Here is a 15,637-nt window from a genome sequence, read left to right on the forward strand (position 1 = left end):
CAAATGACTTCGTCAACAGCCAAGAAAGGCCGGTGATTTCTCACCGGCCTTTCTTTCGTCCAGTAGTCTTTCCGCGCCTCTTTTTTGACTTGGCCCGGAGCCCGAAAACGCAAAATAAAAGGAGGAGGTCGGCGCTGCTCTCCGGGGGGGCAAAGAGCTTGTGCGGTTCCGAACTCCTCCAAACCACAATATTATCTTATGAGTTTATTTTTATACTCGACGGCTCCTTTTGTCAATTGAAAAATCATAAATCGAGCGGTTTTGAAGGGCCGTATTCTCCAGCAAAAACGGGACTGTTTTTCTGGAAAAGGGTTTATTTCCCAAGGCTTTTCAGAGGAAGGCAAAACAGCTCGAATAAAATGTCACCAATAAATGAGCAGGGATATTTTACACCCTTACGAATTGGTTAATTTCTGGTAAAATGACCAGAGATGACGAAAGAAAACGAAACGAATCCAAAATTCCTGGAGCCCCTCGTCGAGGGGACTTCATTCCACCTGCGCTCTCGTTTCAAAGATCTGTTTTCAAGGCATGACTTTATCTCGAACAGGTTTCTTCGGGTCGAAGCGAGGGCGGGGCAGGGGAAGAGCGTTTTCGCGGCCCAGCTCGCCGGAATGCTGAGCGTCCCATACGCCTGGTACCAGATAGACGACTCCGATTCCGACCCGGTTTTTTTCGCGGTGTCACTCTACCGTTGCCTTAAAGACCGGTTCAGGGGGTTTCATTCGCCCATCTTCGAGCGCATCGCCGCCGAAGGCGAGTTTTCCCCCAAAGATTTGCCGCACATGGCTCAAACCCTGGCCGAAGGCTTCAGGAGCAGGGTCGATTTTTGCCCCGTGCTCTTCTTTGACGATCTCCACCTGCTCGATACCTCCCTTCCCGGCGCCTGCTTCCTTTCGGATTTCATCGGAAGCGTCCCGTCTACCGTCCGCTTCTGCCTTATCTCGCGGGAACCGACTACGGCCGTTCTGCCGCAGCTTAAGGAACTCGCCTCGGCAACGGTCATAGGGAACGGAGACCTGGCCTTTACCCGCACCGAGGTGGCGGAGCTGTTTAACGGCCACCTCGGACTCACGATAGACCGCTCGGAGGTGGCCAGACTCTGCGACGAGACCGAAGGGTGGGCGATGGGGATAATGCTCGCCGCCGAGGCTAAAAAAGAGGGGCAGAGCGGCTGGATTGCGGGCCCAAAACCCGAGGACGCAGGCCGCTACTTCGCCGACAACGTCATGAGCCGGCTCCCGGGGGGCATCTCGGAGTCCCTCATGGTTCTCGCTCTTCCGGATACTATTCCCGCCGGGCTTCCCGAACACCTTCTCGGCCGGGAGGAATTTTCCCGTTTCACCGATGCCTTCGCGAATAAAGAGCATTTCGTCTCCTTCGGCAAGGAGGGCAAAAGGAGCATCGTCTACCACCACCTCTTCCGGGAGGCGCTTCGAGCCCTTGCGCTGGAGAACCTCGGGAGGGAAAGGGTTCTTGGCATCCACCGGAAGGCGGCGCTCTGGATGGAGGCCGGAGGTTTCCTTGCCGAGGCGCTGAAACACTGGCTTTTTGCAGAAGAGTTTTCGGAAGCCGACAGGCTTTTGTCGGAGGCGGGGCCGGGGCATGAAGCGTCGAACATCGCCCTCCATTTCGGCTCGGTGCTTGTAAAGCTGCCGGTGTCCGCCGTCGAGGGGTACCCGTGGCTGCTCTATTATTACGGCCTGGGAAAGCTTGCCTCCGGCAACAGGGAGGCTCTTGATATCTTCGAGAGATCCGTGTCGGGGTTTCGGAAAATCGGCGCGGAAACAGGAGAGCTTCTTGCCTTGACGAAACTCGTCCACCTTTATTTCCACTACAATCCCGATTTCGACGCTCTTTCCGGGGCCGTGAAGCGCTCCGACGAGCTTCTCCCTCGCTGCGACACCTTTTTGCCTGCCAAGCTGCGCATCCAGATACGGTGCATTCTGGTCTCCGCAATGGTTTTTTTGGACAGGCGCTCCGAGAAGATCGACAGGTACGGCGAGGAGGCGATGCGGGAGGCGAAAAAGACCCGTTCGCCGAATATTCTGGGGTGGGTGCGCGCCTCGAAACTCACGGCGCTGGTCCTTTGCGCCCGGGCCGTCGAGGCAGAGGCGGAGTTTGAACACACCTGGGATTTCTTCTGCAGTCCCAGGGTCAACAATACCGTCAAAGGGGTTCTTTTTTCCATCAGGCTCAACCATAGGGTTTTCAACGGCGACCTTGAGGAATTCGAGATGGACAAGGCCTTTTCTCAGGAGTGCCTCGGTCGTGAATATGTCAGGAGCGGCCATATGGGCGCACTGCTGCCCTCCTGGGAGGCGTCTTTTCCTCTCTCCCGGGGCGACTACAAAGCGGCGCTGGAACTGCTCGGCTCCATGAGAAACAGCCCTCACGTAGAACGAAATCCGCACCTCGCAAGCCTTTATCTGCAGTGGGAGGGCATCGCCTACGCCCTTATGGGCATGGAAAACGAGGCGGGAGACTGCGCCGAAAGGTCAAAGGCGCTCCGGTCGCGCTCTGCCTTTCCCTTCTTTGTCGCGGTAAACAACCTGGTTGTCGCGGAAATTAAAGCACTTCTCGGAGAATTCGACGGGGTCACCCGGGAGCTGACCCTGGCGAGGGATGACATGATCCGCCTCGGCCAGTTGCAGATGGCTTCGCTCGCCTCCATATGCCTTGCCTGGGTCCGGCTAAGGACCGGCGGCGAAAGTTCGGCGCTGGGAGACCTGAGAGAGGCACTGACAACGGCGCGCAAGGCGGGGTACAGGCAGTTTCCGTACTGTCCCCCGGCGATCTACCTTCCCATGCTCGAACTGGGCGTAAAGTACAACATAGAGGCGGGGTTTTGCCGCACAATGGCGCGGCGCTTTCTGGACAAGGCGATTTTGCCGGATGGAACGGCCATTCCCCTTCTACACGTACGCACTCTCGGCCGCCTTGAACTCTCCGTCTCCGGCTCCGGCGTAGGCATCGAGAAGATGGGACGCCAGAAGAGGCTCCTGCTCACGGCCCTTGCGGTATCGCCCAGCCATTCCAGATCGCAGGACGAGCTTTCGGCCATGCTTTGGCCCGACAGCGGAGAGGAGCAGGCCCGGTCCAGCTTCGACACCCTGCTGAGCAGGCTCAGAAAGCTTCTCAAAAACGAATTCGGGGAAGTATCGAAGCACTACCTGGTTCTGGAAAAGGGGGTTCTTTCACTCCGGAACTGTTACGTTGATTGCGGCGAGTTCTCCGATTTCGCCGCCGCCGGGCTCGACAACTTGCGAAAAAGGCAGATGGTGAAGGGGAGTGACAATCTTTTCCGCGCGCTGGCCCTCTGGGGCTGGCCCTTCGCGCCGGGGGTAAAGCTCGACGAAGAGCTTGAGGGTTACCGCAACCAGCTTCTCCTCACCTACTCCAGGGCCGTCGTAGCCCTCTCAAAGGCGCTGGCGGAGGTGGAGCGTTACGAAAAAGTCATCGAGATTACGGGCTTTGCCCAGCAGCTTCTCCCTACGGACGCCGAACTGGTCAAACTCCTCTACGACGCCGCCACGGCGACTAAAAATACCCTTCTGGCCCGAAGGGTATTGACCGGGTACCGAAAATCGCTCAGAAAAGAGGGGTTCAGCGACAAAGAGGTTAAGGAGGCTCTGGACGCATTCTGGGAAATGTAAAAAAATACATCTGTATCCGCAAACGATACGTTTTGTCCGGCATTGTAAGAAAAAAGTGAGAATAGACGGTTATCCTGAAGTTGTTTGTACGGTCCGGCCTGCCGAACCGGGGAGGGCACAAAAGGCCGCCAGCAATGGCGGCCTTTGATTTTTTCCGGCGCCGGATTTCGCGGCGGGCGGTTTCAGAGCAAAAAAAAGCGGGCGCGAGGCCCGCTTTTTTAGTCTTTGAATCTTCTGTCAGGCGCGTTTTACGTTCGCCGCCTGCGGACCCTTGGGGCCCTGTATCACGTCGAAGGTGACTTCGTCGCCCTCGCGAAGGGTTTTGAAACCTTCGCCCTGGATCGCGCTGAAGTGCACGAAAACGTCCGGTCCGTTCTCCTTGGTGATGAAACCGAAACCCTTTTGTTCGTTAAACCACTTGACTGTTCCTTTTTCCATCGCTGTTCCCCTGCCTTGAGATAGCAATTCTCTTAAGATGATTACGAAAAACCAAAATAAAAAAGGAGCCTACCCGTCAACGGGCGCTCCCGGCTGCCTTCATTTTGCGGCCGGATAGAAAGCCAAAATATGATTGGCATTATAAAACGTTATTTCAAATTAGTACCGATCGGCGTATCCCGTCAAGGATATTTTTAAAAAAATTCACCCCCGGCGTTGTGCCCAGAGCGATGTTCAGTATTAAAACGGCTCCACCGCTATGCGTAGACAGCCCGTTTTCTCACGTTTTTGGCGTCTTGAACATGATGAGGAGCATTTTAAAGTCCCTGACCGCGTCGACCTTGTGGGGAACCCCGCCGGGCATAAGGATTATCTCCCCTTCCTTCACCGTGGAGGGTTTCCCGCCGACGGTAATCACCGCCTCGCCCTCGATGACCTCTATAAAGGCGTTGAAGGGCACGGTGTGCTCCGAGAGCGCTTGCCCCGCGTCGAACGCGAAGACGGTAAGGGTTCCCGTCTCGTCCTGAAGGAGTATCCTGCTGACTATAGAGCCCTCCTGCTTCGCGACCATCCCGCGAAGCGAAAAGGGCTTGCCGCCTTCGATCTTTGTCGTCGCCATATGCCATGTTCCTTTCGCTCGGGTTCGCGGATTAGTATATCATCGAATCAAGGTTTCACCGGATTTGAAGAGGAAAAACAATCATGAAAGTGCTGAAGCTGAGGCGCGGGGCCGAAAGGCGCACTTCCAGGGGCCACGCCTGGATATTCTCCAACGAGATAGAGAATTTCGATTCGACCCTGGAGCCGGGCTCGGACGTGACCGTGGTGGATTATCAGGGAAAACCGGTTGGCTCGGGGACCTTCAGCCCGAAAAGCCTTATCTCCGTGCGCCTCCACTCGAAGAAGGGAAACGTGCCCCTGGATGAGGGGGAGCTTTTCAGCCGCATAAAGAGAGCCGCCGATTTTCGGAGCGAATGGTACGGGGAGGAGGCTAAAAGCGCGCGGCTGGTTTTCGCCGAAGGGGACGGGCTTCCCGGCCTCGTCGCCGACCGTTTCGAGGACACCCTCAGCGTCCAGATACTCACGGCGGGGATGGAGAAACGGACCGAAGCGGTGCTGGACGCGCTCCAAAGCCTCTTTTCGCCCAAGGGAATCCTCCTTCGCAACGATTCCGCCGTACGCGAGCTCGAAGGGCTGGCGCGGGAGGTGAAAGTGGGGAGGGGCGAGGTCGGCGAGCTGGTTTCCTTCACCCTCGGTGGGCTGAAACTCTTCGCCGACCTTTACGGGGGGCAGAAGACAGGCTTCTTTTTCGATCAGAGGGAGAACTACCGGCTGCTGGAGAGGATAGCGGGCGGGGCAAAGGTTCTTGACGCCTTCTGCTACTCCGGCTCCTGGGGGCTGAACGCCCTCAAATACGGCGCGAAAGAGGTCTCATTCGCCGACATCTCCGCCGGGGCGCTCGACCTTGCCGCCAAAAACGCCGAGGCCAACGGTTTTGCCAATTTCGAGTGCATCAAGGCCGACGTGCTGGAACTCTTGCGCGAGGAAGAGACGCGCTACGACGTGGTTGTGCTGGACCCCCCCGCCTACGCCAAGAACAAGAAGAGCGTGCCCGCCGCGCTGCGAGGGTATCTGAACCTCAACAAGTGGGGGCTCCGGCGCGTGAAGCCGGGCGGCTACCTCGTCACCTGCTCTTGCTCCCTCAACGTCAGCCCCGACGAGTTCACCGAAGCCGTAGCTCTCGCCGCAAGCGAAGCCGGGCGCGAGGTGAGGGTTATCGGCGTAGGCAGGCAGGCCGCCGACCATCCGTGGATACCGGCGATGGCGGAGACTATGTATTTAAAGGTTCTGCTGTTGAAGGTTCTGTAGTTGCACAAACGAACTCGGCCCGCCGAATGGCGGGCCGAATCAAGCCTAAAGCCTTTAGTTGCGCTGTCTACTTCGCATGCTGTCTTTGAGGTCCTCCAGTAGACAACAATGTGAGGGAGCCGAGATTGCCCCAGCGTGTCCGGCCTTCAAACAGGTAATCTGTGTAGCCAAAGCCAGTCACCAGAAAATTCCCGTCAGCTATTTGGAGCACTTCCATTACGTTTTCAAATTCGTACGCGCCGCCGAAGGTTGCCTCGAAAGCTTTTTCACCGGCTGGAGAAGCCTTCAGAATCCAGGGAACAAGAGGTTCGCCGGTTTTGTCGCCGTTCCGGTTTTTAAGGCCTATGGCGATGATGTCGCCGTCCGGCGCCAGTTTCACATCGCGAAGCTTTGTTTCGTGTCCCGCGCGGAAAGAAATCAGGGCTGTCCTTGGCCCGCAAACGCCTTCCGGTGAGCACTGGCGTACCATGAAGTCGCTGCTTGATTCGTAATGATTACCCTGACCGAGACCGACCACCTCCAGTAGAGCTCCGTCAGGCAGAGGGATCAAGCGTGAGAAATCCAACCTATCATCGCAGGGGTCCCCGATGAAGTCGTAGATTATCTCCCCATTCGGACCAATGCGGACTAAGCGGACAGAGTAGAAGTAAGCGCCGCCGTCAGCAAACGCCCGCACAAAGACTCCACCGTCCGCCGCAAGCGCAGAAGATGACAAATAGGATGAACGAAAGCCGACAGGGGTCATCCAGCTGAGATTTCCTTCGGAGTCGTATTTCACAACTACCACTTCGTAAAGACATTCTCCCCTTACCAGAAACCCGCCGTCCGTTGTGAAATCGATCTCCAGGGTTCTTATCGGGTTCCCGTCGAGCACCGCCTGGGGAATGTACCGAGTGCCGGTCAGCAAACCGTCTATTGTGAAGAAGGAGATGACATAGCCATTGAGAGGGATCTCCGGGTCATTCAGCTCAGGGATACCGACCTGATCTGAGATATCGGAGTAGGTTGATATCGCCGAAACCCCTCCGTCGGGCAGTGCTTTCAGGTCGAAGGTGTTCCCAATCTTGAGGTGATGAAACCGAATGAAGTCCGGAGGGATATGCGGGTAGAACTCGCCATAACGGAGTTCCCAGGAGACAGTGCCGTCGGCCTCGATGCGCGCCAAATTGAGGCCGTAGTATGGGCCGTAGTAGTTGGTGATGGCGTAGAAGCCGCCATCGGCGGACGGAGTCAATTCACTGAACTGGGAAATGGTTGGATTTGACAGGTAATTTGTCCATTCCTCACGAACTCGGGCCTGGGCAAAAACCGAGACAAGCAACAGCGTGGCGACAAGAGAAATAACCCCAAGTTTTTTCTTCATAACAACCCTCCTCCGGAACATAAGCGAAACGAAGCTGCCACCATTTCCAGAGCAATACTGTCGCGAAAAAAGAATTGTTTCAGATAAATGCGGAAAAAGTTCAAATGCGAAGCGAAGCGCGAGATGAAGAGCGGGGAGCTCTATTTCGTAAAGCGCGAAGGGCGGGGCAGTGCTTAGTATTGGACCAGCTTTGCTGAAAAGCGGGCTCGACAACTATCGTCATTCCCGCGAATGCGGGAAACCAGTGACTTATCTTTGTGTGCTTCGCAGGTTTTACAGCTAGCGGGGCTTGGCGCGCCCCCGCGCCCCACTTTTTGTCGAAAAAGTGGGGCAAAACTCGGCCCGGAAGGTTCCGCTCGCTCTTCGAGCGACCAGTCGCTGCGGCGGGGGCGTGAGGGGGCACCCGTTCGCTGCGCTCACTAAGACCCCCCCCGCCGCCCTTTCCGCCTCCGCTCCCTGCGTCACCTGCGTCACCTGCGGGCCACGGGGAGGACGAAAGGATGGCTCGTCCAAAAACGAGATTATGAAATGTTTTTGGACTCGAAGGTAGATCGTCTACACGTATCTCAAATCGCTGTAAACAAACTACCTTCGAGCCGATAAGATAAGAATTATAATTCTTATCGGCGAGCCATCCTTTCGTTCCCCTTCGTGGCCCGTACGCGGCGCAACGAGTGGAGGCGTCGGGCCGGCGCGGGGTCTTAACGGAGCGAAGCGTAGTGGGTGCCCGGCATTCCCGTCGGTCAAGGAGGCGTTGTCACAGAGTGCCGCGATTCGCCCGAGCCGCTAGAAGTGAAGAGCCCGAATAGCTTGGCTCTCTTCGGGCGATGAGCGACAACGCGGCTCGGGATGAAGCGTGGCACGAATGCAGCCTCCTTGACCGATGGGAATGCATTGCCCAGCCGTAACGAAGTGGTCGCGCTTTATTCATAAAGCGCGAGCGACGGGTCCGGGCCGATTTCTTGGTCACTTCTTTTTAAAAGAAGTGACGAGGAGCGCGAGGCAGAGCCTCGCAAGCGTAAACTCTAGCTATTCAAATAAGTGATGACAGGTATATTTTGATTACTTGCTTGCAGCGATAGCATAGCTTTTTTCAAAGTCATTATTCTTAAATGCAGCTATAGCCGTATCAATCGCGGTTTCAGTCTCTTTGCTTGATTTTGCCTTGTTTTTGTCAATTAGTTCCTGTATTGCCAGCGCAGCTTTAACAACTGATTCAACCAGATTCGGTGTTGTCACCAATACTCCGAGGTTATCTTTTTCCTTCCAAAGAGGAATTACTGCGACGTTATTTTCACCATCGACAAAAGCATTCCTGCCGCCCGCCTCCAACTTATAGGTTGCCTTGTCGAATGTGTCTGAATTTACGGCTTTTTTGACCCTTACCGGTCCGTGCCCATCGTCGGGCATAAGCTTGACTTCCAAAATCAATATCCCTGAATCCGGGAGTGTCTTGTCGAATCCCTCTTGTTGCCTGTTTTCAATAAGATAATAAGTGTCCTTGTCTACAGGGATCATTACTACAAGCAGCTCTCCTCCCCTGGATAAGGGTGAAAGAAACGAAAGCGAAGTCTCGCCGGGCTTCACAGCCTGAATTTGATCATCCCCAATCCAGCCAAGCCGTATCTTTGTAAATGACGATATGCCCGGAGGAGGTGTGCCCGGTTTAACAAAGTGCTGAGACATGATGTCCCAGGGGCCCATATATATGGAAATATGACTATAGAATTCGTTCTTTGGCCACTCGGCCGAAGTGTTAGACTGAAACTCATAATCATAAAGACAAGGCGCAAAGCGTCTTCCTTCGTAAAGCCCGCCCAAAGCATGGAAGTAATCATGAGCAAACATGCCGAGATTCGCATTTTCAGCGCCGACGAAAACTCCGCCCCTGAACTCTTTTCCGCCTTTTGATCGAACAGTTTCGTATTTCCCGACCCTGCCGGCGGATTGAAATTTGTCTTTCTTTTTCTGAATCGGGGTTAGCATCCCCGGATTGGCGCAATAACAGACCATTCCATATCCAGTCCCAAATGTCGTATTTACTGCAGGTATAATCAGCATGTGATCATATAAGGAGAAATCAACTTCACTCTCAACGGCTGTCATTGTATCTTCAACAAGCTTTCTTACTTTTGCGGAATCTACCTGGTTATTATAAGGGCTTACCTTGTACGCGCTAAGAGCGTCTGGAAGCATGACGTAACCACGGAAATCTGCATTTATAGAAGCCAGCCCGTAAGATTGTTCAACTAAATAAGCGCTGAATGCGGATACCGCCTTTTTTCTTATCGACTCAATTGGTACAGCCGGTGCCGCATCGGGAAATCTTACAACAACAATCAGTAGATTTTTTTGGCCGATAGCCTGTTTTGATTGTGGGCCTAAACCGTTTTTGTCCGCTATGTCGTTAGCTGATGCATTCTGATTAATATTAAAAATAATTAAAAGGATGCAAATTATAAATGGCTTCAAAGCTTTCTCCATAATAACACTCCTTTAATTGAACCAAACCAAATAAGGGCTCGGCTCATCTTTAATCTCTCCGGGTTCAATTCCCCGAAGCTTGCTTCGTCATAGATTCGGACTCGACTGGAGCTACCCCGCAGCTTGCTGCGGGGTAGCTCCGTAGGGTGCGTTAGCCGTAGGCGTAACGCACCATTTTATTGTTATTCCGGTGCGTTACGGCTAAAGCCTAACGCACCCTACAAATGACTCCCTTACCGCCTCCGTCAATTTCCCGACCTCTTCCTCCGTGACGATATACGGCGGCATTAAATAAATCAGGTTGGCGAAGGGGCGTATCCAGACGGATTTTTCGACGAAGAAGGTCTGTAATTTCTCGACGTTGACTGGCGAGTCGGTTTCGACGACGCCGATCGCGCCGAGTACCCTCACATCTTTAACCCCTTCCATCCCCCTGCACGGCTCCAGCCCTTCGCGCAGCCACTTTTCTATCGAGGCTACCTGGGTTTTCCAAGACCCTTCGGCGATGAGATCGAGGCTTGCGCCCGCGACGGCGCAGGCGAGGGGGTTTCCCATGAAGGTGGGACCGTGCATGAAGACCCCGCCCTTCTGCGAGATGCCGTGGGCAACCCTGGTGGTCGTCAGCGCCGCGGAAAGCGTCATGTAGCCCCCGGTGAGGGCTTTGCCGACGCACATTATGTCGGGGGTCACCCCCGCCCACTCGCAGGCGAAGAGTTTCCCGGTTCTGCCAAAGCCCGTGGCTATCTCGTCGGCTATGAGGAGAACGCCGCGCTCTTCGCAGAGGGCTTTCGCCCCGGCAAGGTACTCCGGGTGGTAGAACCACATGCCCCCCGCGCCCTGAACTATGGGTTCGAGAATAAGCGCCGCGATCTCCTCGCCGTTTTCCTCCAGCATTTTCGCGAGCGGTTCGAGATGGGCGGGGTCGAAGCCGCCGCCGAACCTGCACTCGGGCCTCGGGACGAAGAGCTGTTTTTGCAGCGTCCCGGCGAAGAGGTGGTGCATGCCGTTTTCGGGGTCGGAGACCGACATCGCCCCGAAGGTGTCGCCGTGGTAGCCGCCGCGAAGGGCGAGGATGCGCTTTCTTTTCTTTTCTCCCGCCGCGAGCTGGTACTGGAGCGCCATCTTCAGGGCGACCTCGACGGCGACGGAGCCGGAATCGGCGAGAAAGACGTGGTTGAGGCCTTCGGGAACTATCGCGAGGAGCTTTCGGGCGAGGGTGACGGCGGGTTCGTGGGTGAGCCCGCCGAACATGACGTGCGACATCCGCCCGAGCTGCCCGGCGAGGGCTCCGTTGAGGGCGGGGTGGTTGTAGCCGTGTATCGCGCACCACCAGGAGGACATACCGTCGATTAGCTTTCGGCCGCCGCAAAGCTCGATCTCGCACCCCTTGGCGCCGGTGACGTGGCGGGCGGTAAGCGGGCTGGTCATCGAGGTGTAGGGATGCCAGAGGTGTTCCCGGTCAAAGGCCAGGAGCTTTTCGGAACGGGTTTTCGTCATTGCGGGAAGAGCGGCGAGAAATCGACCTCGGGAGGCGAATCGAAATCCGTCACTTCGGGCAGATCGACCAGCGCGCCCGGGAGCCCCATCCTTTCGAGCGCGTAGAGCATCATCTCGCGCGAATCGCGAAGTATGGCGGGGCCCTGCTTCTCGAAATGGTTATAGACGATGCCCGCAACGGGAATGTTGCGGTTGGTGGCGGCTTCGAGGGTTAGGAAGGTGTGGTTGATGGACCCGAGCTTGGCGGAGCTGACTACTATGAGCTTCCACCCGGCGAAGGCGGCAAGGTCGGCGCAGAGGAGGTTTTTGCGCAGCGGGACGAGGAGCCCGCCCGCACCCTCGATGAGCAGCGGGTCGTAGAGTTTTTCCATCACGGAGAGGGCGGAGAGTATCTTGCCGGGGTCTATCTCCGCGCCCTCGATCCTCGCGGCGAGGTGGGGCGAGGCGGGGAAGCGAAAGACGTAGGGGCAGGAGAGGCCGTTGTAATCCTCTTCTATCGGCTCGATTCCCATGAGCCTTCGGTGGGTGAGGATGTCTTCGGGAAGCCCTTCGCACCCGGCCTGCACGAGTTTGGCTGTGGCTGCCTTTTTGTGGCGCTTCAGAAGAAACCGCGCCATCATCCCGGTGGCGACGGTCTTGCCCATCGCGGTGTCGATTCCCGTTACGAAATATGTGGCCATGTAATCTCCTTCGGGCGTCAGTTTTGTTCCCTTAAAAGAGCAACCACAATTACCGGATGGTAGGTGAGGGTTACGCCCCCGCCTTCGGAAAAGCGCGCTTCGTACCCGGCGCAAAATTCCGTGAGGCGCTTCTTAGTCCACCTCTCTATCCTTACTCCCGTGGCCCCTGTGAGCTTCAGGTGGCGAAGGACTTCCAGAGGATTTTCAAAGCGGATTTTGTGCGCCTCTTCTGAAAAATATAACACATCGAAATTTTTGTTGAGAGCCCTTTTAATCTCCTCCGGCGAAGGATAAGAGAGGGCTTCGCCGCAGATTCGGGCTATCTCCACGGCGTTCCCCGGGCCGAAGGTGGAAAAGCCCAGCGCTCCGCCGGGGGCGAGCGTCCCCGCGAGGCGGTCGAGGAGGGTAGGGAGGTCCGAGAGCCACTGGAAGGCGGCGTTGGAGATTATCAAATCCATGCAGGAGGGGAGGGGCGAGAGGTTTTCTATGTCTCCTTCGAGGAATTTTCCGCCGTGTATCTTGTTTTCAAGCGCGCGGCACTCTCCGACGAGGTCGTTCAGACAGTAGCGCTCGTAATCAAGCGCCCCGGCGGCCATTTCGGTCAGGAGCCCGGAGCCGCACCCTATCTCGAATATCTTCGGGTAGCTTTCCCGTCCGAGGGCGAGGATTTGCCCGAGCAGCTCCGAAGCCATCTTTTTTTGCACGAAGGCGTTATCGGAGTAGGTGGGAAGGCTCTTCTTGAACCTCGAAGAGACGAGGTTCTTATCCGGGGAAGCCAAGTTCAAGAACCTCCCTCCAGCTTTTGAGCGTCCCAAAGGGGTAGTGGCCGAAGCCGCGCTCGAAAATCTCAATTTTTTCGCCGCTCCAGAACTTTTTCTGAGCACCATTCGAGAAAATTTTGTCCTGCGCGCCCAAAGCGGCCGTTTTGAAGGGGTTTTCAGGCTGTTTTTCGCCGAGAACCCATTCGCGGAAAGCCGCCAGCTCGGCTTTCTGGCCGCCTGCGCTCCTTTTCGGCTCTCTTTCCATGAAAAAGCCGAACTGTTCCCTGCCGCACATCCTCCGGTAGAATTTCACCCGCGATTCCTCGCTCCACCCTTCCAGCGTTCCGTCGAAGACCCGGAGGGGTATGCCGAACTCGTCGTCGATGGGGCGAAGGGTGCCGTTTATCGCCAGAGAGGAGGCAAAGGGGATTTTTGTCCCGGCGAGCGTCCGCGCCGCCGACCAGACGCCGAAGGACCACGCCGCCAGATGGACCTTTTCGTAATCGCGGGCGAGGGCTTCAAGGTCCGTCTCAATCTCCGGCGAGGTGTAATCCCAAAGGAGGATAAGGTCCAGAGCGCCGGCGTCGAGATGGCCTAGGGGCGTCTCGTCCATTCCCCAGCCGTTGAAGAAGACGAGAAGCTCGCGGTTTCCTTCGCGCTTCAGGAGTCTGTGCTTCACAGCGCCGCCAGAACCTGAGCGATGTCGGAGTCGTCGAGGGCTGAGGTGAGCGAGAAGCGGAGACGCGCGGTGTTTTTGGGAACCGTCGGCGGGCGTATCGCGAAGACCAGCAGCCCCGCCTCCCGAAGCCTTTCAGCAAGGGCCAGCGCCGGGCGGTTCTCGCCTACCACGAGGGGGACAATCTGGGAATCTCCGAGGGTCTTGTGACCCGCCCTCGCCAGCCCCTCCCGGAGCTTCGCTGAAAGGCGGGAAAGTCTCTCCCGCTCTTCCTTCATCGCTGCGGCCTTATCGAGGACGAAACCGCTCCACGCCACGCTGACCGGCGGAAGCCCGGTGGTGAAGATCAGGGGACGCATGGCGTTGACGAGGAAGTCCCTGACCTCCGGGCTCATTATCCCGTAGGCCCCGGCGGAGCAGAGCGCCTTCCCGAAGGTTCCGATTATTATGTCTATTTCGGTTAATACTCCCTGCGCCTCGCACAGCCCCAGGCCGTTCTCCCCGAAGACCCCCACGGCGTGCGCCTCGTCCACGATTAGTACCGCGCCGTACTTCTTTTTCAGCCCGGCGAGTCTTTTAAGGTCGGCGAGGTCGCCGTCCATGCTGAAGACCGATTCGGTGACGATGAAGACGTTTTCAAAATCACCGCGGGAGGCGTCGAGTATCTTTTCGAGCGCCTCGTAGCCGAGGTGAGGGTAGCGCCGGAACTTAGCGCCCGAAAGGAGCATTCCGTCGATTATAGAGGCGTGGTTCAGCTTGTCGCAGAGTATAAGGTCTTTGGGACCAGCGAGGGCGGGGAGCATGCCGACGTTGGCGTGGTAGCCGCTGTTGAAAACCAGCGCCGAGCGTCCCCCGTAAAGGGCTCCGAGGCGCGCCTCAAGCTCTTTGTAGGCGGGATGGTTTCCCGTGAGGAGGCGGGAGGAGGAGGCCGAGAGCGCGAATTTGCGGTCGATCGGGTTTGCGGCGAGCGGCCGATAGAACTCTTCGATAAGTTCGGGGCGCGCGCCGAGGCCGAGGTAGTCATTGGAGGAGAGGTTGAGGTATTTTTTTCCTTCCCAGAGGGCGAACTTGCCTATTGGCTCGATATTCTTCAGCTCGCGCAGGTTCCCGCTCGCTTCGAGCCCGCTGAGCCTTGCTTTTATGCGCTCCCCGAAGTTCAACGTTTCCCGCCTTCGGCGACGGGGGTGAAACCGAGCTGGCTTATCATCTCAAGGTCGGCCTTTACGTCCCTGCCTACGGTGGTAAGGAAGTTTCCGATCATCATCCCGTCCGCGCCCGCGAAGAATATCCAGCTGTAGAGGTCCCGGAGGTTACGGTCCCTGCCCGCGCAGACGCGGATGGTCGCCCCCGGCAGGAGGAAGCGGAAGACTGCGATTATCTTCAGCGCTTCGAGCGGGGCGAGGGGCGGCATTCCCTCCATGCGGGTTCCTTTTACCGGGACGAGGAAATTGACGGGGACGCTGTCCACCCCAAGGTCCCGGAGGGTAAGCGCCATCTCAACCCTTTGCGCCCTGGATTCGCCGAGTCCGAAGATTCCCCCGGAGCAGACGGAGAGACCGGCGTTCCTGGCCGCCCTTACCGTGGCAACGTCATCCTCGTAGTCGTGGGTGGTGCAGATCTTCGGAAAAAAGCTCCTCGCCGTCTCCAGGTTGTGGTGAAACCTGGTGAGGCCGGAGGCTTTGAGCTTTTTCAGGGTATTTTCGGACATTATGCCGAGACTGGCGCAAGGGGCGAGCTTGCCGCGCCTGCTTATGGAACTTACGGCTTCGCAGATGGCGTCGAGTTCCGGTCCTTCCTTTACTCCCGTGCCGCTGGTTATTATGCCGAAGCGGTTGGTGGAAAAACCCTCCGCCTCCTGCGCGGCGGCGGTGAGTTCGGCGGGAGATTTCAGCGGGTAGACGGGAGAAGCGGTGCGGTGGTGGGCGGACTGGGTGCAAAAGGCGCAGTTCTCCGGGCACCTTCCGCTCTTGGCGTTCACTATCGAGCAAAGCTCCACGGCGCGGCCCTTATTTGCCCTGGCGATGCGGTTGGCGGAGGAAAAGAGTTCGTAAACGTCCGCGCCTTCGAGCTCGAAAAGGCGAAGACCTTCCTCCCCGGTCGCCTCTTCGCCTGAAAGCAACCGCTCTTCGAGGGCCGAAATCCAATTCAGCATTTTTAATTCTCCGAAAAATGACCGGCGTTTTTAGCCATACTAAAAAAACGCCCGCGAGTTG

12 protein-coding genes are annotated in these 15,637 nt (G+C 56.8%); 2 read left to right on the forward strand and 10 right to left on the reverse strand.

Features of this window, described 5'->3' with window-relative positions; genetic code table 11:
* The first annotated feature begins 431 nt into the window (after positions 1 to 431).
* Positions 432 to 3,656 carry a hypothetical protein gene (locus EPN96_00230; GenBank protein ID TAL18818.1) on the forward strand — a complete coding sequence of 1,075 codons (3,225 nt, stop codon included), beginning with the start codon at positions 432 to 434 and terminating at the stop codon, positions 3,654 to 3,656.
* Between the two features lie 237 nt (positions 3,657 to 3,893).
* On the opposite strand, the gene EPN96_00235 is transcribed toward EPN96_00230, so the two are convergent.
* Together EPN96_00235 and EPN96_00240 are read right to left on the reverse strand one after the other, a co-directional pair.
* Positions 3,894 to 4,094, reverse strand: coding sequence for a cold-shock protein (locus EPN96_00235; GenBank protein TAL18819.1), 201 nt, complete (start codon positions 4,092 to 4,094; stop codon positions 3,894 to 3,896).
* Positions 4,095 to 4,374: 280 nt separating this feature from the next.
* Positions 4,375 to 4,713, reverse strand: coding sequence for a cupin domain-containing protein (locus tag EPN96_00240; GenBank protein TAL18820.1), 339 nt, complete (start codon positions 4,711 to 4,713; stop codon positions 4,375 to 4,377).
* A gap of 83 nt (positions 4,714 to 4,796) precedes the next feature.
* Between EPN96_00240 and EPN96_00245 the strand changes: the two genes are divergently transcribed.
* The gene (locus tag EPN96_00245) at positions 4,797 to 5,963 is read left to right on the forward strand and encodes a class I SAM-dependent rRNA methyltransferase (GenBank protein TAL18821.1); all 1,167 of its coding nucleotides are present in this window, start codon (positions 4,797 to 4,799) and stop codon (positions 5,961 to 5,963) included.
* A gap of 67 nt (positions 5,964 to 6,030) precedes the next feature.
* Here EPN96_00245 and EPN96_00250 read toward each other — a convergent pair whose 3' ends face one another.
* The 8 genes from EPN96_00250 to bioB form a co-directional block, all read right to left on the reverse strand.
* Positions 6,031 to 7,326 (reverse strand): hypothetical protein, encoded by a 1,296-nt coding sequence (locus EPN96_00250; protein TAL18822.1) that lies wholly within the window; start codon positions 7,324 to 7,326, stop codon positions 6,031 to 6,033.
* 1,062 nt (positions 7,327 to 8,388) lie between these two features.
* Positions 8,389 to 9,810 carry a hypothetical protein gene (locus EPN96_00255; GenBank protein ID TAL18823.1) on the reverse strand — a complete coding sequence of 474 codons (1,422 nt, stop codon included), beginning with the start codon at positions 9,808 to 9,810 and terminating at the stop codon, positions 8,389 to 8,391.
* 201 nt (positions 9,811 to 10,011) lie between these two features.
* Positions 10,012 to 11,307, reverse strand: a complete 1,296-nt coding sequence (locus EPN96_00260) for an adenosylmethionine--8-amino-7-oxononanoate transaminase (GenBank protein TAL18824.1) — start codon at positions 11,305 to 11,307, stop codon at positions 10,012 to 10,014.
* On the reverse strand, positions 11,304 to 11,987 hold the full coding sequence (bioD, locus tag EPN96_00265; protein TAL18825.1) for a dethiobiotin synthase: 684 nt from the start codon (positions 11,985 to 11,987) through the stop codon (positions 11,304 to 11,306). The genes EPN96_00260 and bioD overlap by 4 nt, the downstream gene beginning before the upstream one ends.
* 17 nt (positions 11,988 to 12,004) lie before the next feature.
* The gene (bioC, locus tag EPN96_00270; GenBank protein ID TAL18826.1) at positions 12,005 to 12,874 is read right to left on the reverse strand and encodes a malonyl-[acyl-carrier protein] O-methyltransferase BioC; all 870 of its coding nucleotides are present in this window, start codon (positions 12,872 to 12,874) and stop codon (positions 12,005 to 12,007) included.
* Positions 12,750 to 13,427 carry a DUF452 family protein gene (locus EPN96_00275; GenBank protein ID TAL18827.1) on the reverse strand — a complete coding sequence of 226 codons (678 nt, stop codon included), beginning with the start codon at positions 13,425 to 13,427 and terminating at the stop codon, positions 12,750 to 12,752. Before EPN96_00275 ends, bioC begins: the two co-directional genes overlap by 125 nt.
* On the reverse strand, positions 13,424 to 14,584 hold the full coding sequence (locus EPN96_00280) for an 8-amino-7-oxononanoate synthase (protein ID TAL18828.1): 1,161 nt from the start codon (positions 14,582 to 14,584) through the stop codon (positions 13,424 to 13,426). Before EPN96_00280 ends, EPN96_00275 begins: the two co-directional genes overlap by 4 nt.
* On the reverse strand, positions 14,581 to 15,576 hold the full coding sequence (gene bioB / locus EPN96_00285) for a biotin synthase BioB (protein ID TAL18829.1): 996 nt from the start codon (positions 15,574 to 15,576) through the stop codon (positions 14,581 to 14,583). Before bioB ends, EPN96_00280 begins: the two co-directional genes overlap by 4 nt.
* Positions 15,577 to 15,637: the final 61 nt, after the last annotated feature.

Source organism: bacterium (assembly GCA_004322275.1).
Taxonomy (GTDB): domain Bacteria; phylum Desulfobacterota; class Deferrisomatia; order Deferrisomatales; family BM512; genus SCTA01.